This is a genomic window from Microbacterium sp. NPDC057741 (genome assembly GCF_042798735.1).
GTDB lineage: Bacteria > Actinomycetota > Actinomycetes > Actinomycetales > Microbacteriaceae > Microbacterium.
In genome coordinates this window covers 165,145-190,979 of the sequence record NZ_JBHVJW010000007.1, presented here as the reverse complement: position 1 = coordinate 190,979, position 25,835 = coordinate 165,145, and the positions used below count along the sequence as shown (strand labels likewise).

Genomic DNA, 25,835 nt, shown 5'->3' with positions numbered 1-25,835 from the left:
ATGAGCATTCCTGACACAATGCGCGCCCTCACCCAGTCCTCCCTGCAAGGGCCCGGAGACCTCCATCTGGTCACCGATGCACAGGTTCCGCTCCCCGGCCCCGGCGAGGTGCTGATCCGGGTGGGCGCTGCCGGTGTGAACTTCGTCGACGTCTCGCAGTCCCGCGGCGTCTTCGCCGAAGGCCCGCAGCCGCCCTACGTCGCGGGAATCGAAGCCGCCGGCAAGGTGGTCGCCATCGGAGAGGGCGTCTCGGGTGTGCAGCTCGGCGCGCATGTCATCGGGGTCACGATCATGGGCGGGGCGTTCGCAGAATACGCGGTCCTCTTCGCGGCCGGCTGCGTCCCGATCCCTTCTGGCTGGTCGGACGAGCAGGCACTCGGGATGGTCGTCTCCTGGCCGACTGCGCTGGCTGCCCTCAGGTACCTGGGGCGGCTCACCTCCGGTGAGACGGTACTGATCCACGCAGCCGCAGGCGGGACCGGCCAAACCGCCGTCACACTCGCGAAGCACTACGGCGCGATCGTGATCGCGGCAGCATCGCCGGAGAAGCACGAGGCGGTCAGCGCGCTGGGGGCTGATCACCTCATCGACTCGCGACGCCCCGACCTCGCACCTGAGGTCATGCGGCTCACCGATGGCTCAGGCGTGGATGTCGTCCTGGAGTCGGTCGGCGGCGCCGCGCTCGAGGCGAGTCTTGCAGTGACCAAGCGAGTCACCGGCCGTGTCGTAGTTCTCGGCTTGGCGGACGACAGAGCCGCGATCACCAACTGGGATCTCGTCTACAGGCACCAGGTCCACGTCATCGGGCTGAACATCGGCATCCTGATCCAATCCGCTCCGCAGCTCTTCGGCCAGGTCATGGGCGAGATGTTCGACCTCATCGCGGCCGGAGTACTCGGACCCAGCGCCCCGGTCATCCGTGAACTGGCCGAAGGCCCCCAAACCCTTCAGCAGCTCGAAGCGCGCGCCACCGTGGGCAGGCTCGCGCTCGTACCTCAGCACCGCGACTCCGCCACACTCTCACGCGGCTAGTCGTGCGCCGCCTCGCACTCGGACCGGTCCGCCGGCTCGAGTTGGAAGGTGGAGTGCTCGACGTCGAAGTGATCCGACAGGCAACTGTGGAATTGGTCGAGCAGGGCCGCCGAGCGGCCGCTGGTGAGGACATCGGGCTCGACCTGCACGTGCGCGGTGAACACCGGCGCACTGCGCGTGAGCTGCCACACATGGACGTCGTGCACGTCGACGACGCCGTCGTAGCCGCGCAGGTGCTCGCGGATCTCGCTGACCTGCGTGCCCTTGGGCGCCGACTCGGCGAGCACCGAGAACACCTCGCGCAGCAGCGAGATCGCCCGCGGCACGATCATCGCCGCGATGAACAGCGACGCCACCGCATCCGCCTGCATCCAGCCGGTCGTCACGATCACGATCGCCGCGATGATGACGCCGACCGAGCCGATCAGGTCGCCCATCACCTCGAGGTAGGCGCCCCGCACGTTGATGCTGTGCTTCTGCGCGCGGCTGAGCAGCCACATCGAGATCGCGTTGGCGAGCATGCCGACGATCGCGACGACCAGCATGACGCCGCCCTGAACCTCGACATCGGCGGGGTTCAGCAGCCGACTGATGCCGCGGACCGCGACCACGGTCGCGAGCACGATCAGGATGATCGAGTTGATCAGGGCGCCGAAGACCTCGGCACGCTGGTAGCCGAACGTGCGCCGATCGTCAGCCGGGCGCGCGGCGACCGTGCTGGCGATCAGCGCGATCACCAGCGCGGACGAGTCGGTGAACATGTGGGCGGCGTCGGCGAGGAGCGCGAGCGATCCGCTCATGATCGCGCCGACGACCTGCACGATCATCACCGAGGCGGTCAGGCACAGCGAGATCGTCAGCAGCCGGCGGTTGCTCGACGACCGGAGGTCGGTGGGCGCGTGATCGTGCATGCCTCAAGGGTAGGCCGGGAACTCCCTGGTGAAGGGCCTTTTCGCCTAGTCGGGAATGGGGATGATTCTCAGTACCGACTAGAGCTGCTCGAGCAGCGGGAGAACCGCAGCGAAGGCGCGGGCGCGGTGCGAGTCGGCCTGCTTCTCGGCGGCGGAGTACTCCCCCACTGTGCGCTCGGAACCGGCATCCTGCCCGTCCGGGATGAAGATCGGGTCGTACCCGAATCCGCCCGGCCCGGCCGGAGCGTGTGCGAGGCGCCCGGGCCAGATCCCCTGCGCCGTCTGCTCGACGCCGCCGGGGATGACCAGCGCGATCGTCGCATGGAACTGCGCCGCGCGGTGCGGGTCGGCGATGTCGCGCAGCTGGTCCAGCAGCAGCTCGAGATTGGCGACCGCATCCTTCTTCTGTCCCGCCCAGTATGCGGAGAACACTCCGGGCGAGCCGCCCAGTACGTCCACGCAGATGCCGGAGTCATCGGCCACGGCAGGCAGCCCGGTGTGCTCGGCGGCGGCACGCGCCTTGATCAGGGCGTTCTCGGCGAACGTCACGCCGTCCTCGACCGGCTCGGGGCCGTCGTACCCGACGATCTCGAGGTCGGGACGGACGCTCCCCACCAGGGCGCGGAACTCATCGATCTTGTGCGGGTTGTGCGTGGCGAGGACGATCTTCACGCGAGCGCCTTCAGCTGCAGGTCCTTCAGCTCCGCGCAGCCGGCCACACCCAGGTCGAGCAGTGCGTCGAGCTCCCGCTTGTCGAACGGCGCGCCCTCGGCCGTGCCTTGCACCTCGACGAAGAGGCCGCGGCCGGTGACGACGATGTTCATGTCGGTCTCGGCGCGGACGTCCTCGACATATGCCAGATCGAGCATGGGCTCACCGTCGATGATGCCGACCGACACGGCCGCCACCGAGTCGAGCAGAGGCGTGGAGTTCTTGCCGATGAACTTCTTCTCGCGGCCCCATTCGATCGCGTCCGCGAGGGCGACGTAGGCGCCGGTGATCGCGGCGGTGCGGGTGCCGCCGTCTGCCTGCAGCACATCGCAGTCGATGACGATCGTGTTCTCGCCGAGCGCCTTGGTGTCGACGACGGCGCGCAGCGCCCGGCCGATCAGACGCGAGATCTCGTGGGTGCGACCGCCGATGCGGCCCTTCACGCTCTCCCGGTCGTTACGGCTGTTGGTGGCCCGCGGGAGCATCGCGTACTCGGCGGTCACCCACCCCTTGCCCTTGCCGGTGAGCCAGCGCGGCACGCCGTTGGTGAATGATGCCGTGCACAGCACCTTCGTGCCGCCGAAGCTGATCAGCGCCGAGCCCTCGGCCTGCGCGCTCCACCCCCGCTCGATGGTGATCTCGCGCAGCTGGTCGGTGGCACGGCCGTCGGCCCGGGTGATGTCAGACATTGTTTCCTTCCAAGGACATGTCGGGGAGGGTGATGACGCCGGTCTGCACGAGCTGCACGTCGCGCACCTCGCGACCCATCAGGCGGTTCGCGAGCGCGGTGAAGTCGTCGGCGGAGTCGCCTGTGGCCTCGTAGACGTGGGTCGGGCGGGCATCCGGCGAGGCGAGCAGGTCGCCGGCCACCAGCTGCCGGTAGACGTCGGCGGCGGTCTCATCGTCGCTGGAGACCAGGCTCACGCCGTCGCCCATGACGTAACTGATCGCGCCGCGCAGGAACGGGTAGTGCGTGCACCCCAGCACGAGGGTGTCGACGCCGGCCTCGCGCAGCGGCGCCAGGTACCCCTCCGCTGTCGCGAGCACTTCCGGGGTGCCGGTGATGCCGGCCTCGACGAACTCGACGAAGCGCGGGCAGGCGGCGGTGAACACCTCGAGCCGCTCGTTCACCTCGAGCATGTCCTGGTAGGCGCGCGAACCGATCGTGCCGACTGTGCCGATCACGCCGATCCGCCCGTTGCGGGTGGTCGAGACCGCACGTCGCACGGCGGGACCGATCACCTCGACGACGGGGACGTCGTAGCGCTCCCTCGCGTCGCGCAGCATGGCTGCGGATGCCGTGTTGCAGGCGATCACGAGCATCTTGACGCCCTGCTCGACCAGTGTGTCGAGCACCTCGAGCCCGTAGCGGCGGACGTCGGCGATCGGCTTGGGACCGTATGGCGAATGCGCGGTGTCGCCGATGTAGACCAGGGACTCCTGCGGCAACTGGGCACGGATGGCCCGTGCGACGGTGAGCCCGCCGACCCCGGAATCGAAGATGCCGATCGGAGCGTCGTTCATGATGGTCCAGCCTACTCGGCGGCGAGGGCGACCAGAGCTGGGCGCAGGCGCCCAGCGGATGCCTCCAGCGCGGCGCGCGCAGTCGCCGCATCCGCCCCACTCGCCGCGATCGCGATCGCGATCTTCGCCGACCCGTCGGCCGCCTCGAGAGCCGCGGCGGCGGCAGCGGCATCGCAGCCGGTCGCGTTCATCACGATGCGCTGCGCACGGACACGGAGTTTCTCGTTCGTGGCCTGCACGTCGACCATCAGGTTGCCGAGGACCTTGCCCTCCTGCACCATCGCCAGCGTGGACAGCGCGTTCAGCACGAGCTTCTGCACGGTGCCGGCCTTGAGCCTGGTAGATCCGGCGACGATCTCGGGGCCGGCGTCGACCTCGATGGCGACATCGACTCCGCGAGAGATCAACGACCCGGTGTTGCCTGCGAGGCTGATCGTGAACGCGCCGAGTTCCTGCGCCCGCTCCAGCGCGCCGGCTACGAAGGGCGTGCGACCGGATGCCGAGATGCCGACGATCGCGTCGGCCGCGGTCAGCCCGACGCCGTCGACCGCCGCACGGCCTGCGGCGTCGTCGTCCTCAGCATTCTCGACCGCGGCACGGACCGCGACATCCCCGCCTGCGATCAGGCCGATCACTTCCTCAGGCGCCGTCCCGTAGGTGGGCGGGATCTCGCTCGCGTCGAGCACTCCCATCCGGCCGGCCGTACCGGCACCGATGTAGATCACGCGACCGCCCGCAGCGCGCCGTCCCACGATGCCGTCCACGGCTCGAGCGATGCTGTCGCCCTGGCGGGCGACCGCCTCTGCAGCCTGCACGCCCTGCTGCAGCATCAAGGCGACCTGTCCCTCAGTGCCGAGGAGATCGAGGTCGGCGTACGCCGGATCGACCGCTTCGGTGGAGAGCGTTCCCAGCTTGTCGCGGAGTTCTTCATCGCGTGTCATCTGCGTGCCTTTCCTCAATTGCCGATCAGCATTCGCCTTACGACCTGCGCCGCGATGAGACTCGCGGAGGCCACCTCGATCACGGTCGCGCCCGGCATCTCGGCACCGCGCACGCCGACGTTGACGATCACGACGCTTGGCATCGCGCCTACGACGGCGGATGCTGCGGCGCGCTGCGCCGCGGAGTCGTCAAGTCGGTCGACGAGGATCACGCCGCCCGGCGCGCCCGCACCGGCGGCGGCTTCGACGACCGCGGCGTGATCCGCACTCTCGGCGTCGATACGGATGACGCGCCCCCCGGCCGCCAGGGCCGTGGAGACGTGCTCCGCCGCGCTGTCCACCGCGAGGGAGGAGGGGCGACGGAGGTCGATGACGGTCGTCGGCGCATCGGGACGGGGCCTGAGCTCACCGCGCACGGTGATCGCGCGACGCACGATGTCCTCGGCATCCAGTGCACCATCCTGACGCCGGCCGCGCGAGGAGGCGATCTCAGCGGCCAGCGCGGCGACGCGCATGGCGGCCTCCTCGACCCGCTCGCGGCTCAGCTCGCCTGAGCGCAGGGCCGCGACGATCGCATCGCGAGCGGCCCGGAAGTCCAGCTCGTCCTGGTCGGGCAGCATGGCCGGCCCCGGGTTGGTCGGGTTGCCGACGCAGAGCAGGTCGGCGCCTGCGGCGAGCGCGCGGACGGCGCCGCCCCCGATGCCGACGGTCTCACGAATCGCCGCCATGTCGAGGGCATCGGTGACGATGACCCCGTCGAACCCAGCCTCGCGGAGCAGACCGAGCACCTCCGCATTGAGTGTGGCGGGTGCCTCGCCCCACACCGGCACGCAGATGTGCGCGGTCATGATCGCTCGGACGCCTGCAGCCATGGCTGCAGTGAACGGCGGCAGATGGATCTCCGCCATCTCTGCGGCGGTGGCGTCGACCCGCGGAAGCTCGTGATGGGAATCGGAGTGGGTGTCACCGTGCCCAGGGAAGTGCTTTGCGCAGGCGGCGATCCCGGCATCCTGGATGCCTTCGACCGCGGCGGCGACGTGCCGCGAGACGAGTGCGGCGTCGCTGCCGAACGCGCGCGTTCCGATCACGGGATTGCGCGGGTCGGTGTTCACGTCGGCCACCGGCGCGAGCACGACGTCGACGCCGACCGCGGCGCATCGCCGGGCGATCTCGGCTACTGTGTCACGCGTGGACCGCAGGTCGTCGAGCATGCCGAGCTGAGCGGCGGAGGGGACAGTGGACCCGGTGGCGGTCTCGAGGCGGGTTACGCTGCCGCCTTCCTCGTCGATGCCGATCAGCGCTCGCGGTGCGATCTCATGGATCCGCGCGCTGAGCGCTGCTGTGTCGCCGTCGAGGTTCTGCGCGAAGTAGACAACGCCGGCGAGCCCGCCACGCAGCTCGGTCTCAAGCCATCGAGGCACATCGCCGCCCAGGAATCCGGGCCAGACGACTCCGTTCGCGAGCCGGATCAGATCATCCACGCGCACTCCTCCGCCGGATGCATGCGGTCGCCAGGGCTGCGGCGTATTCGATCCGGCCGGTTCAGTGTACTGGCGCGCGCCGACGCCGATTGCGACTGCTCCCGGGCCGGAGATCCGCCTTCACTAAACTCGACCCCATGACGACGTCGACGGCGCTCTACACCGATCGCTACGAACTGACCATGCTGGCCGCGGCTCTGCGCGACGGAACAGGGGCACGTCCATGCGTGTTCGAGCTGTTCTCGAGGCGCCTCTCCGGCGGACGCCGATTCGGCGTCGTCGCCGGCACCGGCCGGCTGCTCGCGCTGCTGCGCGAGTTCCGCTTCGGTGAGGACGAGCTGCGGTTCCTGCGCGACAACGACGTGGTGGATGCCGCCACGCTCGCGCATCTGGAGGACTACCGCTTCACCGGCACGATCCGCTGCTACCGCGAGGGCGAGCTGTACTTCCCCGGCTCCCCCATCCTCACCGTCGAGGGCACCTTCGCCGACGCGGTGGTGCTCGAGACCCTCGCACTCAGCGTGCTCAACCACGACTCGGCCGTCGCGACCGCGGCTTCGCGCATGAGCATCGCCGCCGGTGAGCGGCCACTGGCCGAGATGGGTTCACGGCGCGCCGCCGAGCACTCGGCGGTCGCAGCGGCACGTGCGGCCTACATCGCCGGTTTCGGCGCGACCAGCAACCTCGAGGCCGGACGCAGCTGGGGCATCCCGACCATGGGCACTGCCGCGCACGCCTGGACGCTGCTGCACGACGACGAGGAGTCAGCCTTCAGATCACAGATCGAGGCACTCGGCACCGACACCACGCTGCTCGTGGACACCTACGACATCCGCGCCGGGGTGGAGCTCGCCATCCGCGTGGCGGGCACGTCCCTGGGGGGCGTGCGCATCGATTCCGGCGACCTGCCGATTGTCGCCGCCGAGGTGCGCACGCAGCTCGACGAGCTCGGCGCCACCGACACCAGGATCACCGTCACGAGCGACCTGGACGAGTACGCGATCGCCGCCCTGGCCGCCTCACCTGTCGACGCCTACGGCGTCGGCACGTCGGTGGTCACCGGCTCCGGCTACCCCACCGCGAGCATGGTCTACAAGCTCGTCGCCCGGCAGGATGCCGCAGGGTCGTGGGTGCCGGTCGCGAAGGCCTCGACCGACAAGGCCTCGATGGGCGGCCGGAAGGCTGCGTTCCGCTCCCTGGAGCACGGCACGGCGACGGCCGAGACCATCGCGGTGTCCGCCGGCTTCGACGAGCTGGACGTGCCGTCCGAGCATCCCGATGCGCGAGCTCTGCAGGTGGTGCTCGTCGAGAACGGTGAGATCGACCCGTCCCACGAGGGCGCTGAGGGAACCTTGTCCGCTCGCGCCCACCACCTGCGTGTCCGCGAGGAGCTGCCGATCCGCGCTCTCGCGCTCAGCAAGTCGGACCCCGCGATCCCCACACTGTTCGTCGACGCCCGATAGGGGCATCCCGGTTTCTGAAGGCCTTTCGTCTCGCTGCGCTCGCTCAGGAGCCGCGGGGCTCAGCCCACCATCGACTCGTAGATCTCCTTGCACGTGGGGCAGATCGGGAACTTCTCGGGGTCGCGACCCGGCGTCCACTTCTTGCCGCACAGCGCCCGCACCGGCTTGCCGGTGATGGCGGACTCGAGGATCTTCTCCTTCTTCACGTAGTGCGAGAAGCGCTCATGGTCACCAGGCTCGAAATGCTCTTCCTTGAGGAGTTCCTCGAGTTCGCGATCAAGCGTTGCCACGCCGCCCTGATCGGGGCTGTCCAGCGGAGTACTCATGACCGTGAGTCTAATCGCCGCAGGCACGCCGAGGGCGCCTCCGCGCCCATCAGGTGGTCTCAGCGAACTCCATCAGACGCTCACCGCTGTGCTCGAAGATCCGACCGCCGACCAGCACGCCCGCGGTGAGCGTGAGCGCCCCCACGATGATGCCGGTCCAGAACGTCGCCGGCCCGTGCTGCTCGCCGTCCACGAGGGTCAGAACGAACAGCCAGCCGGCCGGGATGGTCAGCACCAGCGCTGCGAACAGTGCGATCGCCGCACCGTACGACCCGTATGACGAAGAGCGCTGGGGCTGCTGGAACGGGCTGTCCCCCGGCCTGGACACCGCGTAGGGCGCGAGCACGGAGGACAGGCTGGACATTCCCAGTGCGCTGAGGAACAGACAGGCCACGACGCCGGTGAACGGCATCAACAGCGTCCAATCGCCGACCACTGCCAGGGTGATCGACACCGCGACCGCGAGCAGCGGCAGCGCGAGAAGCACCATCGGCACGAGGCGGCCGAGCCGGTCGGACACGCCCTTCATGCCGCTGGCGATGTGCACCCAGATCGCCGTCGAGTCGTAGGCGACGTCGTTGTGGGGCAGCCACCCCAGGAACAGCGCGATCAGCGGCGCGGGGATGAGCGCGGCGATCGCGACGGGCACTCCGGCGACGATCAGGGGCAGCACGGTGAGGATGCCTGCGATCGGCACCACGATGACGTTGACGATGTAGCGGCGGTCGCGCAGCCAGTAGACCAGGCTGCGTGCGGCGACCGCGCCGAACGCATTCGAGGGGAGCACGGCGAACCAGCCGAGGCCGGACCGCTCGCGGGCCGCCACAGGACGTTCCACCGTCGTCAGCAGCCGGCGCACGAGCCAGGCCCACAGCGCCGCCGCTCCCCCCGCGGTGAGTGTGCCGACGATCGCGCTCACCCAGGCGCCGGATGCGTCTCCGTCGGCGACGGAGAACAGGAAGCCCTGCGCCGCGCCGAGCGGGGTCATTCCGATGATCGAGGTCGCCGTGGCGACCGCCGCAGGCACGGCGCCGTCCCAGGCCATCGATGCGAAGAACACCGCCACCGGGAACGCGATCACGATCAGCGCCAGCGCGAACAGCGCGGTCAGCTCGCGGGAGCGCCGCTCCGGCAGCAGCAGCGCGCTGACTGCCATGCCGATGCGTGCGGCCACGATCGTCACCGCGACGCCCAGAAGGGTGGAGAGCACAGCTACAGGCCAGGGCACCCCGAAGCCGATGCCCACGATCATCACGCACACGCCGACCGCGAGCAGCGCGACGCTCGGGATGCTGATCACCGATGCGAGTGCCAGCATCCACGGCATCCGCTTCTCGTCGACGCCGAACACCGCGAACTTGCGAGGGTCGAGCTGATCCTCCGTGCCGACGAGCACGGGGCCGACGAGGAAGGCGAGGAAGACGGCGGCGCCGCCGAGCACGATCACCGATCGCGCCGTGTCGATCGAGCCGTCGCCGAGGCTGAGCACGGCGACGCACGTCGCGATCGTCAGCACCGCGACGGCGAGGAGTCCGAAGATCGTGCGCACGGGACGTCCGGTGCGCAGCGACCCTGCCAGAAGAGCGAGCCTCAGGCGGAGAACGTGTGCAGCCACTCGAGCCCCTCCACCTCGGCGCCGCCGCCCGACAGTTCGACGAAGCGTGCTTCCAGCGACTGGCCGGCGCGAACCTGATCGATCGTGCCCTCGGCGAGGACCTGTCCGCCGACGATGATCGCGACGCGCGAGCAGACCCGCTCTACGAGGTCCATGCCGTGGCTGGACAGGATCACGGTGCCGCCGTGGTCGACATACGCTCGAAGGATGTCGAGGATGACGCCGGATGAGACCGGATCGACCGACTCGAACGGCTCGTCGAGCACCAGCACGCGCGGCGAGTGGATCATCGCCCCCGCGAGCATGACCTTCTTGGTCATGCCGGCGGAGTAGTCGGACACCACGCGGCTGAGCGCCTCGGTGAGATCGAACGCGCGTGCGAGGTCGCCCACGCGCTTCTCGATCACACCGGAGTCGAGCCCGCGGAGCAGACCGTAGTAGTGCAGCAGCTGGCGGCCGGTGAGCCGGTCGAAGGTGCGCAGCCGGTCCGGCAGCACGCCGAGAGCACGCTTGGCGGCGAGCGGATCGGCCTTCTGATCCACTCCGCCGATGATGATGTTGCCGCCATCAGGCCGGAGGAGCCCGGCGAGCATCGACAGGGTGGTCGTCTTGCCTGCGCCGTTCGGGCCGACGATGCCGTAGAACGATCCGGCCGGGACGGTCAGGTCGACCCCGTCGACGGCGCGGGTGTCACCGAACCGCTTGATCAGACCGCGGATCATCACGGCCGGAACGGCGGTGTCGTCAGGGGCCTCAGACGGCGCAGTCGCGGTCTCTGCGGCGGGTTCCGGCGCAGGTGCCGGCTCTACCGGCTCAGGCTCAGGCTCAGGCTCCGGCTGAGGCGCGGGCACGGTCTCGGGCTCCAGCTCAGGTTCCGGCGCGACAGCGACCGCGACTGCCTCCGCGGGAGCGACGACCGTGTCGTCCTGCGGTGGCGCCTCGGTCTGCGGAGTCTCTTCGGCCACGATGATCTCCTTCACAGCGGGTTCCCCAGCACCCGTCGTCACGGCGTCTGCAGCCACAGTCTCCACCACCCCGGCCGCCGCGGCCACTGCTGCGGTCTTCGCAACAGGGCGTGTCGTGGTCGCAGGCTTCTTCGCCGCGGGCTCTGCGGCCTTCGCGGCAGCCGTCGTCTTGGCTGCGGTCTTCGCCGCAGTGCTCTTCGTGGCCGTGCTCTTCGCGGTCGCAGGCTTTGCCGTGGTCGTCTTGGTCGCAGCCTTCGCCTTGGTCGCAGCCGTCGTCTTGGTCGCAGCCGTCTTGGCTGCGGCCGCGGTCGTCGAGGTCTTGGCGGCGGGTCGCTTGGCCGCGGGCTTCTTCACCGCCGTCGTCGCATCCGTCGCCGATTTCGTGCCGGAAGTCTTGGTGGCCGCCTTCGTCGCCGCCTTCTCTTCGTCGCGCGCCGCAGTGGCTGTCTTCGCCGCAGCGGTCTTCTTCGCCGTGGTCCGCGCCGCGGTCGTCTTCGCCGCAGTCTTGGACGCTGCGGTGCGGGCGGTCGCCGTCTTCACTGCAGCAGCCTTCGCGGCGGTCGAGCCGGCCGCCTTCTTCGCGGCGGCGGTCTTCGCGGCAGCGGTGGTGCGCGCCGCGCTCTTGACAGCCGCCGTCTTCGCCGCATCCCGTTTGGCGGCTTCCGCCTTCGTCGCAGCCTTCTCCGCGGGTGCGGTGGTCTTGGCCGTCGTCCTCTTCGTCGTGGTCGCCTTCCTCGCCGTCGCAGCGCTGTCCTTTGCGGCAGCAGGGGCCTTCACGGGGTCGTCTCCGGGAGTGGGGGAAGAAGCAGTCACATCTATTACGCTATCAACCGAGTTCGGGCTTCCCTGGGTCTGCGAGACGCGTATTTCGCGTGGCGAGCGTTCCTGAGTGTCCGGTGTGTACTCGATCACGAAACGGCAACGCCGCCTCCTCCGCCTGGGGCTCTCCCAGGGCGTTTCGGTACCATGAACCCGGCACGAAGAGGTGTCCCGTCGATGAATCGACAGTGAACACAGATACTTTTTAGGAGCATTCGTGACTCTTCAGACCGTCATCCTGGCCGCCGGAATGGGCTCGCGCCTCGGGCGCGCCCTGCCCAAGCCGCTCACCGAGCTGCACGACGGCCGCACCATCATGCAGCAGCAGCACGAGAACATCCGTGCCGCTTTCGGTGGCGACGCCCGGATCACCACCGTCGTCGGCTACCGCGCCGAGACGATCATCGAGTCGTTCCCGAACGTGAACTACGTGCACAACGAGCGCTACGACGTGACCAACACCTCGAAGAGTCTGCTGCGCGCGCTCAGCGTCACCGGCCGCGGCGGCGTGCTCTGGATGAACGGCGACGTCGTCTTCGACCCGCGCATCCTGGGCCGCGCGATCGAGCTCATCGAGCGCGACCAGTCGTTCGTCACCGTCAACACCTCGAAGGTGAGCGACGAAGAGGTCAAGTACACCGTCACCTCGGAGGGCTTCATCAAGGAGCTGTCGAAGACCGTCAAGGGCGGGCTCGGCGAGGCGGTCGGCATCAACTACATCTCCTCCGCGCACAAGAAGGCGTTCATGCGTCAGCTGCAGCGGGTCGAGGATCAGGACTACTTCGAGCGCGGCCTCGAGCTGGCGATCGCCGAGGACGGCGTGCTCATCGAGCCGATGGACGTGTCCGACCTGTACGCGGTCGAGATCGACTTCGCCGAGGATCTCGAGCGGGCGAACCTGTTCGTCTGACTCCGACTTCGCGAAAGCCCGGCTCCCTCGTGGGGCCGGGCTTTCGGCTTTCTCGCAGCGGGGGCGTTTCGCAGGTGCGGATGCATAGGATCGGCCCATGCGCGAGAAGGTGCACAAGATCCATTCGCTCCCCGCGGACTCCGCCTGGGACACCGGGCTGCCGCCGGCCGGCTCCGACGAGCATCCGTTCGTGATCCGCGGCGTCGACCGGGTGCTCGCGGTGCAGCGCCCGCTGGTGGTCGCGCACATCCGGAGCATCCGCCTGCGCAGCCCGAACGCGACGCCGGCCGAGATCGTGCGCATCCTCGAGCTGCGCTACCTCGCCGCTGTGGCCGCCGGCGGCGCGGCCGTCGGCGCGACTGCCGTCGTTCCCGGGATCGGCACGGGCGTGACTCTGACGCTGTCGGGCATCGAGACCCTGGGGTTCGTGGAGTCGACGGCGCTGTTCGCTCAGTCCGTCGCCGAGGTGCACGGAATCCCGATCGAGAACCCCGACCGCGCACGCGCGCTGGTGATGACGCTCATGCTCGGCAAGGAGGGCGTCGACCTGGTCGGCCAGCTCGCCAAGCAGGCGGTCGGCAAGGGCGACACACGTTCGGCGTACTGGGGAGAGCTGGTGACGAAGTCGCTGCCGCGGGCGGCCGTGGGGCCGCTGGTCGATCGGCTGAAGAGCATGTTCATCAGGCAGTTCGCGGTGAACGGTGGAGCGTCGTTCCTGGGCAAGGCGCTGCCGTTCGGCATCGGTGCCGCGATCGGCGGTGCCGGCAACCATGTGCTCGGCCGCCGCGTGCTGACCTCGTCTCGGAGGGCGTTCGGACAGGCGCCGCTGAATCTCCCCGCCGAGCTCGAGCCGGTGCCGGGTGCGCAGAAGGTGGAGCTGCGGATGCTGAACGGCGCGCGCCTCGTGGGCGCCGCTGCCGCGAGCGCGGCGGGCACCGCGGTGAAGGGTGTCGGGTGGGCGGGGCGGAAGGTCACGGGTGTCGTGCGCCGGAAGCCGGCGCACGAGATGCTCTCCCCAACCGAGGAGTAGCGCGCGGTCCTGCACAGGACCGGCGGCGGAAGCCGACAGGAGCGTCGCGCTGTCCGGGCCTGTTCCTACGTTTGCGGCATGACCCTCGGACTCCCCCAGCTGCCCTCATCCGTCCCGGCCTACCGCGTGCCCTGGCGCATCCAGCGGGCCGAGCGCGCGCACCCGGTCGTCGTCAACGGAGGCGAGGAGCCGATCGACTTCGTGCGCGTGTTCCACGATGTTCCGGGCACCGGCATCGTCACCGACCTCTGGGGGCAGGTGCTGCCCACCGAGCGGCTCGAACTGTGTCTGTGCTCGGCCGACCTCGACGACGTGGTGGTGACTCTGGCCTGGTTCCGTCCCAGCGACGGGCTGGAGTACGTGTGGCGGTTCGTGGTGTGAGCGATGGCTTCATCGCCGTCGCGACGCCCGCTGTGGGGTGTACCTTCTGGATACGCTCCGCGCACACGTCGCGGCCGTAGACGGGAGGCGACGAGATGCACGCTCTGACCGAGAACCCGAGACTCACGAGACTCGCCGTCATGGTCGGTGTGGCCGCGGCCACCGTGGGCATCATCTACGGCTACGACTCGTCGAACATCGGCGGCGCCCTGATCTATCTGACCCAGGACTTCCACCTCGATGCCGCCGGCCAAGGCCTGGTCACCACGACGGTGGTGGTCGGCGAGATCCTCGGAGCCCTCTGCGGAGGCGCGCTCTCGAATCGCGTCGGCCGCAAGCCCACCATGGTCGCCGTCGCCGCGACGTTCACGATCTTCTCGCTGCTCAGCGGCGTCGCGCCGAGCCTCGAGTTCCTCATCGTCGCTCGCTTCCTGCTCGGCCTCACGATCGGCGTATCGGTGGTGGTCGTCCCCGTCTTCGTCGCGGAGTCCGCGCCGACCCGCTCCCGCGGCGCGTTCCTGGTGCTGTACCAGGTCGCCACCGTCACCGGCATCATCCTCGGCTACCTCGTCGCGATGGCCCTCGCCTCCACCGAGAGCTGGCGATGGATGCTGGGCCTCGCCGCCGTCCCCGGCGTCATCATCACCGTCCTGCTGCTGCGTCTGCCAGACACCGCGCGCTGGTACATCATGAAGGGCCGAACGGCTGAGGCCCGCAGAACGCTCTCGCTGATCGAGGGCGGTGCAGTCGACATCGAGGCCGAGATCGAGACGATCACCGCGGGCTTCGCGACCGCGCACACCTCCCGCTGGACCGATCTGCTGCGGAAGCCTTTCCTGCGCGCGACGCTGTTCGTGGTCGGCCTCGGATTCTTCGTGCAGATCACCGGCATCAACGCGATCGTCTATTACAGCCCCAGCATCTTCGACGCGATGGGATCGAGTGATCACATCGTGCAGCTCGGCCTCTCCGCCCTCGTGCAGGTCGCCGGCCTCGTCGCCGTGTTCATCGCCCTCGCCGTGATCGACCGGATGGGGCGCCGACCGGTGCTGCTGATCGGCATCGGCGTGATGATCGTCGCCAACGCACTGCTGGTCGCCGTGTTCGCGATCGGCGGCGGAGAGTTCACCGGGGCGCTCACCGTGTTCGGCTTCATCGGCCTGATGCTGTTCACCGCCGGCTTCACCTTCGGCTTCGGCTCCCTGGTGTGGGTGTACGCAGGCGAGGCGATGCCCGCGCACCTCCGCGCCCTCGGCGCCACCGTGATGCTCACCTCCGACCTGGTCGCGAACGTCATCGTGGGCGCGATCTTCCCGAGTCTTCTCAAGGCCACCGGCGGCGCCTGGACCTTCGCGATCTTCGGCGTCATGGCCGTCCTCGCCTTCGGCTTCGTCTCCTGGATGGCTCCCGAGACCAAGGGCCGTCCGCTGGAGGACATCGGACAGTTCTGGCAGAACGGCGGCAGCTGGACGCCGAAGAACTGAGCGGCGAGAAGAACCGAACACCCAAAGGATCGGCGAATCCGTTGTGGCGAGCATCCAACGGCGCTCGTGCACCCGGCACTAGTCTGGAAAGGTGACGGACACGCCTGACCTCTCGACGACCGCATCCAAGATCGCGGACCTCCGCGCCCGCTACGCCGAGGCCGTCGTCGATCCTGAGAAGAAAGCCCAGGAGAAGCAACACGCCAAGGGCAAGATGACCGCCCGCGAGCGCATCGAGCTTCTCGTCGATCCCGGCAGCTTCGTCGAGTTCGACGAGTACGTCCGGCACCGCTCGACCGCGTTCGGCATGGACCGCAACCGTCCGTACGGCGACTCGGTCGTCACCGGCATCGGCACCATCCACGGCCGCACCGTCGCCGTCTACTCGCAGGACTTCACCACCTTCGGCGGCTCGCTCGGCGAGGTCTCCGGCGACAAGATCATCAAGGTCATGGAGTTCGCCCTCACCAGCGGGATGCCGGTCATCGGCATCCTCGACTCGGGCGGTGCTCGCATCCAGGAGGGCGTGCTCGCGCTGTCGAAGTACGGCGAGATCTTCAAGATGAACACCCGGTCCTCGGGTGTCATCCCGCAGATCTCGATCATCATGGGCCCTGCCGCCGGCGGCGCCGTGTACGGCCCGGCTCTGACCGACTTCGTGATCATGGTCGACAAGACCAGCCAGATGTTCGTCACCGGCCCCGACGTGATCAAGACCGTGACCGGCGAGGACGTCGGCATGGAGGAGCTCGGCGGTGCCTACACGCACAACACCCGCTCCGGCGTCGCGCACTACCTCGCCGAGGACGAGGACGACGCGATCGACTACGCCCGCACGTTGCTCGGTTTCCTGCCCGACAACAACATGGCCGAGATCCCCGGTTACGACACCCCCTTCGAGTTCGAGACGACAGATGCCGATCGCGCACTGAACACGATCATCCCGGACTCCCCCAACCAGCCCTACGACATGCGCACCGTCATCGAGCACATCGTCGATGACGGCGACTTCCTCGAGGTGCAGCCGCTGTTCGCCCCGAACATCCTGATCGGCTTCGGCCGTGTCGAGGGGCGCTCGGTGGGCATCATCGCCAATCAGCCCTCCCAGATGGCCGGCACGCTCAACATCGAGGCCGGCGAGAAGGCCAGCCGATTCGTGCGCTTCTGCGACGCGTTCTCGATCCCGATCGTCACCCTGGTCGACGTGCCCGGCTACCTGCCCGGCACCGACCAGGAGTGGACCGGGGTCATCCGCCGCGGCGCGAAGCTCATCTACGCCTATGCCGAGGCCACTGTGCCGCTGGTCACCGTCATCCTGCGCAAGGCCTATGGCGGCGCATACATCGTGATGGGCTCCAAGCAGCTCGGCGCCGACGTCAACCTCGCCTGGCCGACCGCCGAGATCGCCGTGATGGGCGGTCAGGGCGCGGTCAACATCCTCTACCGCGGCGAGATCAAGCGCGCCGAGGAGGCGGGCGAGGACGTCGCGGCCGTGCGCACCCGTCTCGCGAACGAGTACACCTACAGCGTGACCAGCCCGTTCCTGGCCGCCGAGCGCGGCGAGATCGACGGCATCATCGAGCCGGCGAACACCCGCGTGGCCATCGCGAAGTCCCTGCGCGCCCTCAAGAGCAAGCGGGCCGAGCTGCCGCCCAAGAAGCACGGGAACATCCCGCTGTGACCGAGCAGTCCGAACAGCCCGACGTCCCTGTCGTCGAGGTCGTGCGGGGCAACCCGACCGACGAGGAGCTCGCGGCGCTCGTCGCGATCGTCAGCGAGGCCTACACGACCGAGGTCGCCGGGGCCGTCGCCGATGAGGCGAGCGTCTCCGCATGGATGAGCACGCGGCGACCGATGCGCACGCCGTTGCGGCGAGACATCCCCTGGGGCCGATTCTCCGGCTGACCCTTCGCTTCGTCTCGCTGCGCTCGCTCAGTACAAGCGGCGGGCTCAGGGACCGTTTCGGAGGCAAAAAGCCGAAAAAAGCCGCATTTGTCCCCCGAAATACCTACAGACAATGATCTTTCCGCCCGCGAGACTAGATGCAACGCTTCGCGTTAGACGGTCTCCTTGTCCCAGGGTAGGCAAGCGAGAAACCGTCCACATGCGGACAGTTTTCGGGTAACTCGTCCGCGTTGGCGAGGGGCGGGCGGCTTCGCCGCCCCTCGCCCTTTCTCATTCTGAGGACTCTCCTCCTCTGAGAACAGTCCTGTCAAGAGCGACGTCTACGCCTGCGGGCTCCGCGGGATCTCGTGCCAGAGATCCACCTCATCGTCGTCGCGCGATCCGCCGGCGCCGCCGCGGCCGACGACAGTCACCGCGATGACCTCGTCATTGCCCGCGCGGATGATCACTCGATCGGTGTTGACCTGCGCCAGCACGCCGGCGAGCTCGTCGCGGATCTCGTTCCGTCGCTGCTCGCCGACGTTGTCCAGGCCGCCCTCGTCGAAGACCGTCACGGCGATGCCGCGGCCGCGCGCGTCGGCGATGGCCTCGCGTACCGCGTCGTTGAGCAGGCTCGCCCCGCGCAGCTCGTCACGCAGGCGCCCCTCCGCGATACGGGCGCGCGTCTTCTCGTCGGCGTCCAGCGCACCGTGGGCGGCGACCGTCCTGGCCAGCAGCGGTCCTGCGACGGCGAGGGCCAGCTGCACCCGCATCCGCCGTTCGCGCTGGCGCACCTGCTGCGTGGCGTGCCAGGCCGAGACGGCCTGCTGGATGTCCGCGAGGCGCTCGGTGTCGCGCACCGCACGATCCCAGAACAGCACCAGCAGCTGCGCCACGGCCACCCAGGTGATCGAGCCGACGAGACCGAGCGTGAACGCGTTCACGAATCCCATGTGCACGCAGGACGAGATCGCGAGGATCAGCAGGATCAGCCAGCCGATCAGGAACCGGCGCCGGACGATGCACACGACGCCCAGCAGCCCGGTCGCGCCGATGTACCAGGTCGCGAACGACGCGACCCGATCGGCTTCTGTCAGCGAGACCGACACCAGGTGCGGCACCGCTGCTGCGGTGACCACCGCGAGGATCCCGCACCACAGCGGCATCCGCACCTGCCGATCGGTGCCGGCCAGGACCGCTGTGAGGATGGTGGCGATGTAAAGCCCGATGGCGGCCACCATGAACAGCGGCACCTCGGGCTGCACCGGCGTCCACCAGACGCCGCGGGCCGCGAAGTAGACCGCGAAGCCCAGTGCCAGCCCGGTCGCCATGCTGCGCACGGTGAGTCTCATGCGGCCTCCCACCCGAGCGTGACGACGGTGCCCTGGTCGCCGGATGCGATGTGCGCCGTGCCTGCCACTGCGGCCATCCGCGCCAGGATCGACGCACGGATGCCGAGCCGATCCTCGCCGATGCGCTCCGGGTCGAACCCGGGCCCGGTGTCGCTGACGATCACCCTGATGCCCGTTCCCGCGGCCTCCACGATCACGTGCAGTCCACGCCCCGCGGCATGCGCGAGGGCATTGCCGATCGCCTGCCGGGCGGCGAGGACCAGCGCGCGGGCGACCTTGCCTGGAACATCGCCCGGCTCGCCGCGCTCCTCCACGACGGCGTCCGCGCCCTGCTCGGACAGAGTTCGCCGCAGCTCGGCCACGATCCCGGTGATGCTCACCGGCTCGTCGCTGCCCTCCTGCGCCACCGACGCCTCGGTGTTCGCGAGCCTCGTGAGCGCCTCACGAGCCATGCCGACGGCCAGATCCTGCTCCCGCTCGCTCTCGGCCCGTGCGGCGGCGATCAGGGCCGCAAGGACACTGTCGTGCATGAGCGCGGCGAGCGCGACCCGCTCCTCCTCGGCGGCGGTCGCCGCGGCTGCAGAGGCGTAGGTGTCCACGGCTTTGGCGCGCGCCTCGTCGACGCCTGCGGCGACGGAGCGGAACATCCAGGCCAGCGACACGAGGACCATGCCGAGGATGAGGGTGAACGTCACATCGAAGGCGGTGGTGATCCAGTACTCCTGCGAGAACCCGCCCTGCAGCAGTCGCACCCAGCCGTAGGCGAGCGGCAGCGCCGCCGCCCACACGAACTGCAGGGCGAACGGGAAGGCGGCGACGGCGGCGAGCACGCCGATGTTCACCAGGAAGAAGATCCAGGGCTGCTCGGCGGCACCCCGCCCCGAGGAGATCACCACGACCGGCCAGAGCACCAGCGCGAGCATGTAGGCGACCGCGAACCCGCCACAGGCCGCGCGGACGAACCGTCCTGTCAGGCACGCGCCGATCATGCACACGAGGGGCAGGAACACCAGATTCAGGATCGCCAGGTGCGCGGCATCGGCCTTCGACATGGTGCCGATCGCCGAGAGGAGGGCCTGCACGCCCAGGGCCGCGGAGCCCAGAGCGATCACGATCTGGAGGATGCGCTCCATGCGGTTGCCGGTGAACCGCTCCAGACCGGCCCCCGCCGCACCCGGCGACGGGATCTCGTTCCACGCCTCCCGGATGCCACGGGCGTCAACCGCCACGCGGGGCCCCGTCCGGGGCGACGATGCCGTCCTCCATCGCGCGGCGCAGCAGCGCGACCTTGGTCGGCGCGGGCCGACCGACCTCGACGTACTTCACGCGGATGCGGCTGATGTTCTCCTTGGCCGTGGAGTAGGCCACTCCGAGGCGCTCCGCCACGACCTTGAGAGGAAGGCCGGCGGCGTAGAGACGCAGCACCTCGCGCTCGCGGGTGGAAAGCTGCGCGTCGGCGAACTCTCGGTCACCATCGACCGCGCTGGCCCACTCGACGTTGTTCAGGGCATCGCCGCGGGCGACGGTGCGGATCGCGTCGAGCACGTCGTCCAGCGCCGAGGATTTGCTGACCACGCCCGCCGCTCCGGCGACGAGTGCCTCGCGCACCGCGGCGGGCCGGTCCGCGACGCTGTGGATCACGACGCTCGCGCCATCGGCGACGAGCGTGGCGACGTTCTCGGTGACGGTGGTGCCGTCGCCGAGCGTGAGATCGAGCACGACGACATCGACGGGCGGCACGCCGGCCGATGCCCGCCACAGCAGGTAGGCCTTCACCGTGCCCCCGGAGAACACCACCTGCTGCTCCCCGTCGCGCTGACAGGCGGCCTCGAGGCCCAGACGTACCGACTCGTGATCGTCGATGAGGGCGACGGTGCTCATGGAATCAGAATACTCAGACGATCGCGCGAATCAGCGCGTCAGCCGAACCACGGTCTCGAAGTGGTGCGAGTGCGGGAACAGGTCGAAGGCGCGGAGGCGATCCGGTTCCCATCCGAGAGCGCGGAAGGTGCCGAGGTCGCGGGCGAGTGCGACCGGGTCGCAGGCGACGTAGACCACGGCCTCCGGTGCGAGATCGTGGACGGCCTCGACGACGGCCTTCCCCGCCCCGGAACGGGGCGGGTCGAGCACGACCGTGCCGGCCTGGCCTCCCGCGGGGACGGATGACAGGAACCGGTCGACGCGGGCCGTGACCGCCTGCACGTCCAGCGGCGCGAGGTTCTGCTCCGCATGCGCAGTGGCTCGGGCATCCGACTCCACCGTGACGACGTCGGTCGCGCCGAGGTCGGCGAGCGCGGCGGCGAACAGCCCGACGCCGCCGTAGAGGTCGAAGTGCGTGGCATCCGGGTCGACGAGACCCTCGAGAGCTGCGCGCACCTCGCCGTCGAGAGTGGACGCCGCCAGCGGATGCACCTGCCAGAAGCCGTCCACGTCGAGGCGGAACTCGCGCGACCCGACCTTCTCGATGATGACCTCGGGCTCGGGACGGTGTGCGCGTGCGCCTCGCCGGGATCGGGTCGGGCGATCCGGACGCGGCAGCACGCGGGCGCGTCCGTCGGCCGGCTCGACGAAGAGGATGCGGCCCGCGGAGGGCGTGCCGACCAGCGCGCCGGCGGCCTCGGCCAACTCGGGGCGCGCCAGCGGGAGCGAGGCGACCTCGATCACGCGGTGGCTGCGGGCGGCGTACGGCCCCACACGGCCGGCATCGTCGACGTGCAGGGTCATGCGGGTGCGCCAGCCTTCGCCGTCGCCCTCGTCGAGGCCTACGACCTCGGGGGCGGTCAGACCGGCGCCGGCGAACTTGTCCAGCGCCTCCTGCAGCACCTGCCGCTTGAGCGCCCTCTGGTGGCCCAGGGCGATGTGGCCGAGGTCGGCGCCGCCGACGCGGTCGGCGGGGGCGCGCGAGATGTCGGCCTCGGACCAGATGTGCGGCACGCGGTGCGGCGAGGCCTCGAGAACCTCGACTGCGTCGGCGCGCCAGAATCGCTTCTTGTCGGTTCCTGTGCCCGACGAAGGATCGGCGAGGCGGGCGCGTACGCGCTCGCCCGGGATGGCGTCGGCGACGAACACGACACGGCCCTCATGACGGGCGATGGCGGTGCCGCCGTGCGCGAAACCGGTGATGTCGAGATCGAGCAGCTCGCCCGCGGAAGAGGTCATCCCTCGATCTTCCCAGATACCGTGGAGGCATGCGCGTCTGCCTGGCTTCCACCTCCCCTGCCCGCCTCATGCTGCTGCGGCAGGCGGGGATCGAGCCCGAGACCCGCTCGCCCGGCGTCGACGAGGACGCCGTGGCTGCGGCGGCCCAGGCCGAGCGCGGCACCGCGCTCGCTCCTGCGGAGCTCGTGCTGCTGTTGGGTCGCGCGAAGGCCGCCGACGTCGTGCGGGCTCTGCAGACGGATGCCCCGGACTTCGACGGCCTGGTGATCGGCGGCGACTCCATGTTCGAGATCGGCGGCGAGGTGCTCGGCAAGCCCTACACGCCCGAGGAGGCGCGACGGCGCTGGCACGGGATGCGTGGCGAGACCGGCATCCTGCACTCCGGGCACTCGGTTTTCCGGGTGCGCCCTGACGCCGAGCCTGTCGAGGTGCACGCCGTCGCCGAGGCCGCAGTCACGTTCGCCTCCGATGTCACGGACGCCGAGATCGACGCATACATCGCCTCCGGTGAACCGCTGCACGTCGCAGGCGCGTTCACCGTGGACAGCCTGGGCGGGCCGTTCATCACCCGCGTGGAGGGCGACCCGTCGACCGTGGTCGGGATGTCGCTTTCGACGCTGCGCCGGCTGACCGGCGAACTCGGAGTGGTGTGGACCGACCTGTGGAACGCGAAATCCGCGCTTTGAAGGCATCCCGACACGAAACCGTGATTTTCTTGTGGAGAGTCGTCAAATAGATCGGCCTGACACTCGCTAGGCTGAAACCCATGCCTGATATCGCCAAGGTGCTCATCGCGAACCGCGGCGAGATCGCCGTACGCATCATCCGCGCCGCCCGGGACTCCGGGATCTCCTCTGTCGCCGTGTACGCAGACCAGGACCGTGACGCCATGCACGTGCGACTCGCGGACGAGGCCTACGCCCTCGACGGAGCCACGAGCGCGGACACCTACCTGCAGATCGACAAGATCCTCTCGGTCGCGCGCCGCGCCGGTGCCGACGCCGTGCACCCCGGCTACGGCTTCCTCGCCGAGAACGCAGACTTCGCCCGCGCCGTGATCGGTGCAGGCATGACCTGGATCGGCCCGTCGCCTGAGGCGATCGAGGCGCTCGGCGATAAGGTCACCGCCCGTCACGTCGCCGAGAAGGTCGGCGCACCGCTCGCGCCGGGCACGCCCGGCCCGGTCGACGGCGCCGACGAGGTCATCGCCTTCGCGCAGGAGTTCGGCCTGCCCATCGCCATCAAGGCCGCCTACGGCGGTGGCGGTCGCGGCCTGAAGGTCGCCCGCGAGCTGGATGAGGTCGCCGAGCTGTTCGAGTCGGCCACCCGTGAGGCGGTCGCCGCATTCGGCCGCGGCGAGTGCTTCGTCGAGAAGTACCTCGACAAGCCGCGACACGTCGAGACGCAGTGCCTGGCGGATGCCGCAGGCAACGTGGTCGTCATCTCCACCCGCGACTGTTCGCTGCAGCGCCGGCACCAGAAGCTCGTCGAGGAGGCCCCCGCGCCGTTCCTCACCGACGAGCAGAACGAGCTTCTGTACTCCGCTTCCAAGGCCATCCTCAAGGAGGTCGGCTACGTGGGCGCAGGCACCTGCGAGTTCCTGATCGGCGCGGACGGCACCGTCTCGTTCCTCGAGGTGAACACCCGCCTGCAGGTCGAGCACCCTGTCTCCGAAGAGGTCACCGGCATCGACCTGGTGCGCGAGCAGTTCCGCATCGCCGCCGGCGGCACCATCGACTACGCCGACCCCGAGCCGCAGGGCCATTCCTTCGAGTTCCGCATCAACGGCGAGGACCCCGGTCGCGGCTTCCTCCCCCAGCCCGGCCCGATTCACGTCTTCAAGACGTTCGGCGGCCCCGGCATCCGTCTCGACTCCGGCGTGACCGCCGGCGACCAGGTCTCCGGCGCTTTCGACTCGCTGCTGGCGAAGATCATCGTCACCGGCCGCGACCGCGCCGAGGCCCTGGAGCGCGCCCGTCGCGCCCTGGACGAGTTCGAGGTGTCCGGCATGCCCACCGTGCTGCCGTTCCACCGCAAGGTCGTCCGCGACCCCGCCTTCACCGCCGAGAACGGCGAGTTCGGCGTGTACACGCGCTGGATCGAGACCGAGTTCGTCAACGACATCCCCGCCTGGGACGGCGAGCTGGAAGACCCCGCCGCCGCGCCCGGACGTCACACCGTGGTCGTCGAGGTGGGCGGCAAGCGTCTCGAAGTCAGCCTGCCCGACCGCGTGGCCGTGGCGTCCGGCACCGCCGGCCGCCCTGCGGTCGTGCCGCCGTCGCGTCGCAGCCACGCCACCACCGCGAACTCCGGCGCGTCCGGCGACGCCGTGAAGTCGCCGATGCAGGCGACGGTCGTCAAGATCGCCGTCGAGGAGGGGCAGCAGGTCGTCAAGGGCGACCTGGTCGTCGTCCTCGAGGCGATGAAGATGGAGCAGCCGCTTCAGGCGCACAAGGACGGCGTGATCGGCAACATCAACGCGGACGCCGGCGCGACGGTCGCCGCCGGCCACCAGCTGCTCACCATCAGCTGACGACTCCTGGGCCCGCCCGGCCCTTCCGCGCGAACAGCAGCACCCCTACCGCGATCGCGGGCGGCACCACCAGGTGCCAGCCCGCGAACGGTGCGACCAGTGCGAGCAGCACGATCGAGATGATCGCCAGCGAGCGGGACCGGCCGCGGAAGAGCTTCGCTGCGGCGGCGGTGCCCAGCAGGTATGTGGCGATCACCAGCACCGACGGGATGAACACCAAGTCGTCGGTGCCCCAGCCGAACACGGCCGCGCCGATCAGCCCAGCTCCCCCGACCCCGGCGATCGCCAGCAGGGCAAGATGCGGGGCTCCGTGCGCGTTGCGGCGAGCCAGCGCCGCCGGAGCCCACCCGTCGCGGGCCAGGGCGGCACCGAGGCGCGACAGCGAGGCCGCATAGGCGTTCGTCGTGCCGAGGCAGATCACCACGGCCGCGACCGCCATCACGGCCCCGGCCGAGACGCCCCAGCCCTGCTCGACGATCGTGCCCAGCGAGATGCGGTCCTGCTCCCTCGACCCGTAAGCGCCGGTCCCGACGACCGCGACCGCGACGCCGAGGTAGAGCACGGTGACGACGACGATCGTCAGCAGCGTGGCGCGCGGCAGTGTGCGGCGCACATCGCGGAACTCCGCAGACAGATGCGCGATCGCCTCCCAGCCCGCGAACGCGAAGAAGAGCAGCACCACTGCCTGGCCGATGCCGAGGATGCCGTGCGGGGCGAAAGATGTGAAGTTCTCCGGCTCGATGCGCGGCGCGGCGACGGCGATCACCGTGATCAGGATCGCCGCGACGCCGAGGGCGAGGGCGATCTGCAGCCGCGCACCGAGGCGGATCCCGACCAGGTTCGCGCCGATGGCCGCCGCGAGCACCACTGCCGCGAACGCCGGCGCCCAGCGCTGATCGACTCCCAGCGCCGCGGCGACGTAGTACCCGGCCGTGAGCGGCACGATGGTGTGCCCGACCGATCCCGCGATGAAGTACCACCACCCGGCGATGCCGCCGGCGGAGGGGCCGAACGCCTTCGCGGCGAAGGTCGCCACGCCGCCGGCATCCGGGAACCGCGTGGCGAGCGACGCGAACGTGAACGCGAGCGGAACCCCGAGCAGGGCGCTGAAGCCCCACGCGATCAGCGCCCCGGGCCCCGCGAGCGACGCCGCCTGTCCCGGCAGCACGAGCACGCCTGCGCCGAGGATCGCGCAGACGTACAGTGCGACGCCCTGCCCCACGCCGATCGTCTGCGCCGGCACCGGGACGACCGTATGCGGCGTGGCCTGGGTCCGAGAGGTCATGCACCCAGTCAAGGACGATCGCCGGAATC

The 25,835-nt window shown here is 69.6% G+C and carries 24 protein-coding genes; 10 read left to right on the top strand and 14 right to left on the bottom strand.

Going from position 1 to position 25,835, the window contains the following annotated elements; genetic code table 11:
• A complete protein-coding gene (locus tag ACFVDO_RS18660) occupies positions 1–1,032 on the top strand; it encodes an NADPH:quinone oxidoreductase family protein (RefSeq protein ID WP_378857460.1) in 1,032 nt (343 codons plus the stop codon).
• Here the strand turns inward: ACFVDO_RS18660 and ACFVDO_RS18655 are convergent.
• The 6 genes from ACFVDO_RS18655 to ACFVDO_RS18630 all read right to left on the bottom strand — a co-directional run bounded on the left by ACFVDO_RS18655 (position 1,029) and on the right by ACFVDO_RS18630 (position 6,600).
• On the bottom strand, positions 1,029–1,943 hold the full coding sequence (locus ACFVDO_RS18655; RefSeq protein WP_378857458.1) for a cation diffusion facilitator family transporter: 915 nt from the start codon (positions 1,941–1,943) through the stop codon (positions 1,029–1,031). The genes ACFVDO_RS18660 and ACFVDO_RS18655 overlap by 4 nt on opposite strands.
• 78 nt (positions 1,944–2,021) lie before the next feature.
• Entirely contained in the window at positions 2,022–2,615 is a 594-nt protein-coding gene (gene rdgB / locus ACFVDO_RS18650; protein ID WP_378857456.1) for an RdgB/HAM1 family non-canonical purine NTP pyrophosphatase, read from the bottom strand.
• Positions 2,612–3,343, bottom strand: a complete 732-nt coding sequence (gene rph / locus ACFVDO_RS18645) for a ribonuclease PH (protein ID WP_378857454.1) — start codon at positions 3,341–3,343, stop codon at positions 2,612–2,614. The genes rdgB and rph overlap by 4 nt, the downstream gene beginning before the upstream one ends.
• The gene (murI, locus tag ACFVDO_RS18640; protein WP_378857452.1) at positions 3,336–4,178 is read right to left on the bottom strand and encodes a glutamate racemase; all 843 of its coding nucleotides are present in this window, start codon (positions 4,176–4,178) and stop codon (positions 3,336–3,338) included. The genes rph and murI overlap by 8 nt, the downstream gene beginning before the upstream one ends.
• Positions 4,179–4,189: 11 nt before the next feature.
• Positions 4,190–5,119: an N-acetylmuramic acid 6-phosphate etherase gene (gene murQ / locus ACFVDO_RS18635; protein WP_378857450.1), complete on the bottom strand. Its 930-nt coding sequence runs from the start codon at positions 5,117–5,119 to the stop codon at positions 4,190–4,192.
• A 14-nt stretch (positions 5,120–5,133) separates the two neighbouring features.
• A complete protein-coding gene (locus tag ACFVDO_RS18630; protein ID WP_378857448.1) occupies positions 5,134–6,600 on the bottom strand; it encodes a glycoside hydrolase family 3 protein in 1,467 nt (488 codons plus the stop codon).
• A gap of 137 nt (positions 6,601–6,737) precedes the next feature.
• Between ACFVDO_RS18630 and ACFVDO_RS18625 the strand changes: the two genes are divergently transcribed.
• Positions 6,738–8,063 (top strand): nicotinate phosphoribosyltransferase, encoded by a 1,326-nt coding sequence (locus ACFVDO_RS18625; RefSeq protein WP_378857446.1) that lies wholly within the window; start codon positions 6,738–6,740, stop codon positions 8,061–8,063.
• A 59-nt stretch (positions 8,064–8,122) separates the two neighbouring features.
• Here ACFVDO_RS18625 and ACFVDO_RS18620 read toward each other — a convergent pair whose 3' ends face one another.
• From ACFVDO_RS18620 to ACFVDO_RS18610, 3 genes are read right to left on the bottom strand one after another with little or no spacing between them, the layout of a single operon-like run.
• Positions 8,123–8,389 carry a DUF3039 domain-containing protein gene (locus ACFVDO_RS18620; RefSeq protein WP_157310764.1) on the bottom strand — a complete coding sequence of 89 codons (267 nt, stop codon included), beginning with the start codon at positions 8,387–8,389 and terminating at the stop codon, positions 8,123–8,125.
• A gap of 49 nt (positions 8,390–8,438) precedes the next feature.
• The gene (locus ACFVDO_RS18615) at positions 8,439–10,004 is read right to left on the bottom strand and encodes a hypothetical protein (protein ID WP_378857444.1); all 1,566 of its coding nucleotides are present in this window, start codon (positions 10,002–10,004) and stop codon (positions 8,439–8,441) included.
• Entirely contained in the window at positions 9,980–11,782 is a 1,803-nt protein-coding gene (locus ACFVDO_RS18610; RefSeq protein ID WP_378857442.1) for an ABC transporter ATP-binding protein, read from the bottom strand. Before ACFVDO_RS18610 ends, ACFVDO_RS18615 begins: the two co-directional genes overlap by 25 nt.
• 223 nt (positions 11,783–12,005) lie before the next feature.
• Here ACFVDO_RS18610 and ACFVDO_RS18605 point away from each other — a divergent pair, with 223 nt between their 5' ends.
• The 6 genes from ACFVDO_RS18605 (at position 12,006) to ACFVDO_RS18580 (ending at position 17,498) form a co-directional block, all read left to right on the top strand.
• On the top strand, positions 12,006–12,698 hold the full coding sequence (locus tag ACFVDO_RS18605; RefSeq protein ID WP_378857440.1) for an NTP transferase domain-containing protein: 693 nt from the start codon (positions 12,006–12,008) through the stop codon (positions 12,696–12,698).
• Between the two features lie 97 nt (positions 12,699–12,795).
• On the top strand, positions 12,796–13,728 hold the full coding sequence (locus tag ACFVDO_RS18600; RefSeq protein WP_378857438.1) for a hypothetical protein: 933 nt from the start codon (positions 12,796–12,798) through the stop codon (positions 13,726–13,728).
• Between the two features lie 78 nt (positions 13,729–13,806).
• A complete protein-coding gene (locus ACFVDO_RS18595; protein WP_378857436.1) occupies positions 13,807–14,109 on the top strand; it encodes a hypothetical protein in 303 nt (100 codons plus the stop codon).
• A 95-nt stretch (positions 14,110–14,204) separates the two neighbouring features.
• A complete protein-coding gene (locus ACFVDO_RS18590) occupies positions 14,205–15,593 on the top strand; it encodes a sugar porter family MFS transporter (protein ID WP_378857434.1) in 1,389 nt (462 codons plus the stop codon).
• 91 nt (positions 15,594–15,684) lie between these two features.
• Positions 15,685–17,274 (top strand): acyl-CoA carboxylase subunit beta, encoded by a 1,590-nt coding sequence (locus ACFVDO_RS18585; protein WP_378857432.1) that lies wholly within the window; start codon positions 15,685–15,687, stop codon positions 17,272–17,274.
• Positions 17,271–17,498, top strand: a complete 228-nt coding sequence (locus tag ACFVDO_RS18580; RefSeq protein WP_378857430.1) for an acyl-CoA carboxylase subunit epsilon — start codon at positions 17,271–17,273, stop codon at positions 17,496–17,498. The genes ACFVDO_RS18585 and ACFVDO_RS18580 overlap by 4 nt, the downstream gene beginning before the upstream one ends.
• A gap of 320 nt (positions 17,499–17,818) precedes the next feature.
• Here ACFVDO_RS18580 and ACFVDO_RS18575 read toward each other — a convergent pair whose 3' ends face one another.
• From ACFVDO_RS18575 to ACFVDO_RS18560, 4 genes are read right to left on the bottom strand one after another with little or no spacing between them, the layout of a single operon-like run.
• Entirely contained in the window at positions 17,819–18,829 is a 1,011-nt protein-coding gene (locus ACFVDO_RS18575) for a hypothetical protein (RefSeq protein ID WP_378857428.1), read from the bottom strand.
• Positions 18,826–20,058 (bottom strand): sensor histidine kinase, encoded by a 1,233-nt coding sequence (locus ACFVDO_RS18570; RefSeq protein WP_378857426.1) that lies wholly within the window; start codon positions 20,056–20,058, stop codon positions 18,826–18,828. The genes ACFVDO_RS18575 and ACFVDO_RS18570 overlap by 4 nt, the downstream gene beginning before the upstream one ends.
• Positions 20,048–20,710, bottom strand: coding sequence for a response regulator (locus tag ACFVDO_RS18565; protein ID WP_378857424.1), 663 nt, complete (start codon positions 20,708–20,710; stop codon positions 20,048–20,050). The genes ACFVDO_RS18570 and ACFVDO_RS18565 overlap by 11 nt, the downstream gene beginning before the upstream one ends.
• 30 nt (positions 20,711–20,740) lie before the next feature.
• Positions 20,741–21,988 (bottom strand): class I SAM-dependent RNA methyltransferase, encoded by a 1,248-nt coding sequence (locus ACFVDO_RS18560; RefSeq protein ID WP_378857422.1) that lies wholly within the window; start codon positions 21,986–21,988, stop codon positions 20,741–20,743.
• A 29-nt stretch (positions 21,989–22,017) separates the two neighbouring features.
• Here ACFVDO_RS18560 and ACFVDO_RS18555 point away from each other — a divergent pair, with 29 nt between their 5' ends.
• Together ACFVDO_RS18555 and ACFVDO_RS18550 are read left to right on the top strand one after the other, a co-directional pair.
• On the top strand, positions 22,018–22,674 hold the full coding sequence (locus ACFVDO_RS18555) for a Maf family protein (RefSeq protein WP_378857420.1): 657 nt from the start codon (positions 22,018–22,020) through the stop codon (positions 22,672–22,674).
• Between the two features lie 80 nt (positions 22,675–22,754).
• Positions 22,755–24,521 (top strand): acetyl/propionyl/methylcrotonyl-CoA carboxylase subunit alpha, encoded by a 1,767-nt coding sequence (locus ACFVDO_RS18550; protein ID WP_378857418.1) that lies wholly within the window; start codon positions 22,755–22,757, stop codon positions 24,519–24,521.
• Here the strand turns inward: ACFVDO_RS18550 and ACFVDO_RS18545 are convergent.
• Complete coding sequence (locus tag ACFVDO_RS18545; RefSeq protein WP_378857416.1) at positions 24,514–25,806, bottom strand: amino acid permease; 1,293 nt, start codon at positions 25,804–25,806, stop codon at positions 24,514–24,516. The two genes, ACFVDO_RS18550 and ACFVDO_RS18545, sit on opposite strands and share 8 nt — an antisense overlap.
• Between the last annotated feature and the right edge of the window lie 29 nt (positions 25,807–25,835).

Bases quoted from the DNA above. Each gene is read 5' to 3' on its own strand.
- ACFVDO_RS18660 (WP_378857460.1), top strand. From the start codon at position 1: ATGAGCATTCCTGACACAATGCGCGCCCTCACCCAGTCCTCCCTGCAA.
- ACFVDO_RS18655 (WP_378857458.1), bottom strand. From the start codon at position 1,943: ATGCACGATCACGCGCCCACCGACCTCCGGTCGTCGAGCAACCGCCGG.
- rph (WP_378857454.1), bottom strand. From the start codon at position 3,343: ATGTCTGACATCACCCGGGCCGACGGCCGTGCCACCGACCAGCTGCGC.
- murI (WP_378857452.1), bottom strand. From the start codon at position 4,178: ATGAACGACGCTCCGATCGGCATCTTCGATTCCGGGGTCGGCGGGCTC.
- murQ (WP_378857450.1), bottom strand. From the start codon at position 5,119: ATGACACGCGATGAAGAACTCCGCGACAAGCTGGGAACGCTCTCCACC.
- ACFVDO_RS18625 (WP_378857446.1), top strand. From the start codon at position 6,738: ATGACGACGTCGACGGCGCTCTACACCGATCGCTACGAACTGACCATG.
- ACFVDO_RS18620 (WP_157310764.1), bottom strand. From the start codon at position 8,389: ATGAGTACTCCGCTGGACAGCCCCGATCAGGGCGGCGTGGCAACGCTT.
- ACFVDO_RS18600 (WP_378857438.1), top strand. From the start codon at position 12,796: ATGCGCGAGAAGGTGCACAAGATCCATTCGCTCCCCGCGGACTCCGCC.
- ACFVDO_RS18595 (WP_378857436.1), top strand. From the start codon at position 13,807: ATGACCCTCGGACTCCCCCAGCTGCCCTCATCCGTCCCGGCCTACCGC.
- ACFVDO_RS18590 (WP_378857434.1), top strand. From the start codon at position 14,205: ATGCACGCTCTGACCGAGAACCCGAGACTCACGAGACTCGCCGTCATG.
- ACFVDO_RS18575 (WP_378857428.1), bottom strand. From the start codon at position 18,829: ATGAGACTCACCGTGCGCAGCATGGCGACCGGGCTGGCACTGGGCTTC.
- ACFVDO_RS18565 (WP_378857424.1), bottom strand. From the start codon at position 20,710: ATGAGCACCGTCGCCCTCATCGACGATCACGAGTCGGTACGTCTGGGC.
- ACFVDO_RS18560 (WP_378857422.1), bottom strand. From the start codon at position 21,988: ATGACCTCTTCCGCGGGCGAGCTGCTCGATCTCGACATCACCGGTTTC.
- ACFVDO_RS18555 (WP_378857420.1), top strand. From the start codon at position 22,018: ATGCGCGTCTGCCTGGCTTCCACCTCCCCTGCCCGCCTCATGCTGCTG.
- ACFVDO_RS18550 (WP_378857418.1), top strand. From the start codon at position 22,755: ATGCCTGATATCGCCAAGGTGCTCATCGCGAACCGCGGCGAGATCGCC.
- ACFVDO_RS18545 (WP_378857416.1), bottom strand. From the start codon at position 25,806: ATGACCTCTCGGACCCAGGCCACGCCGCATACGGTCGTCCCGGTGCCG.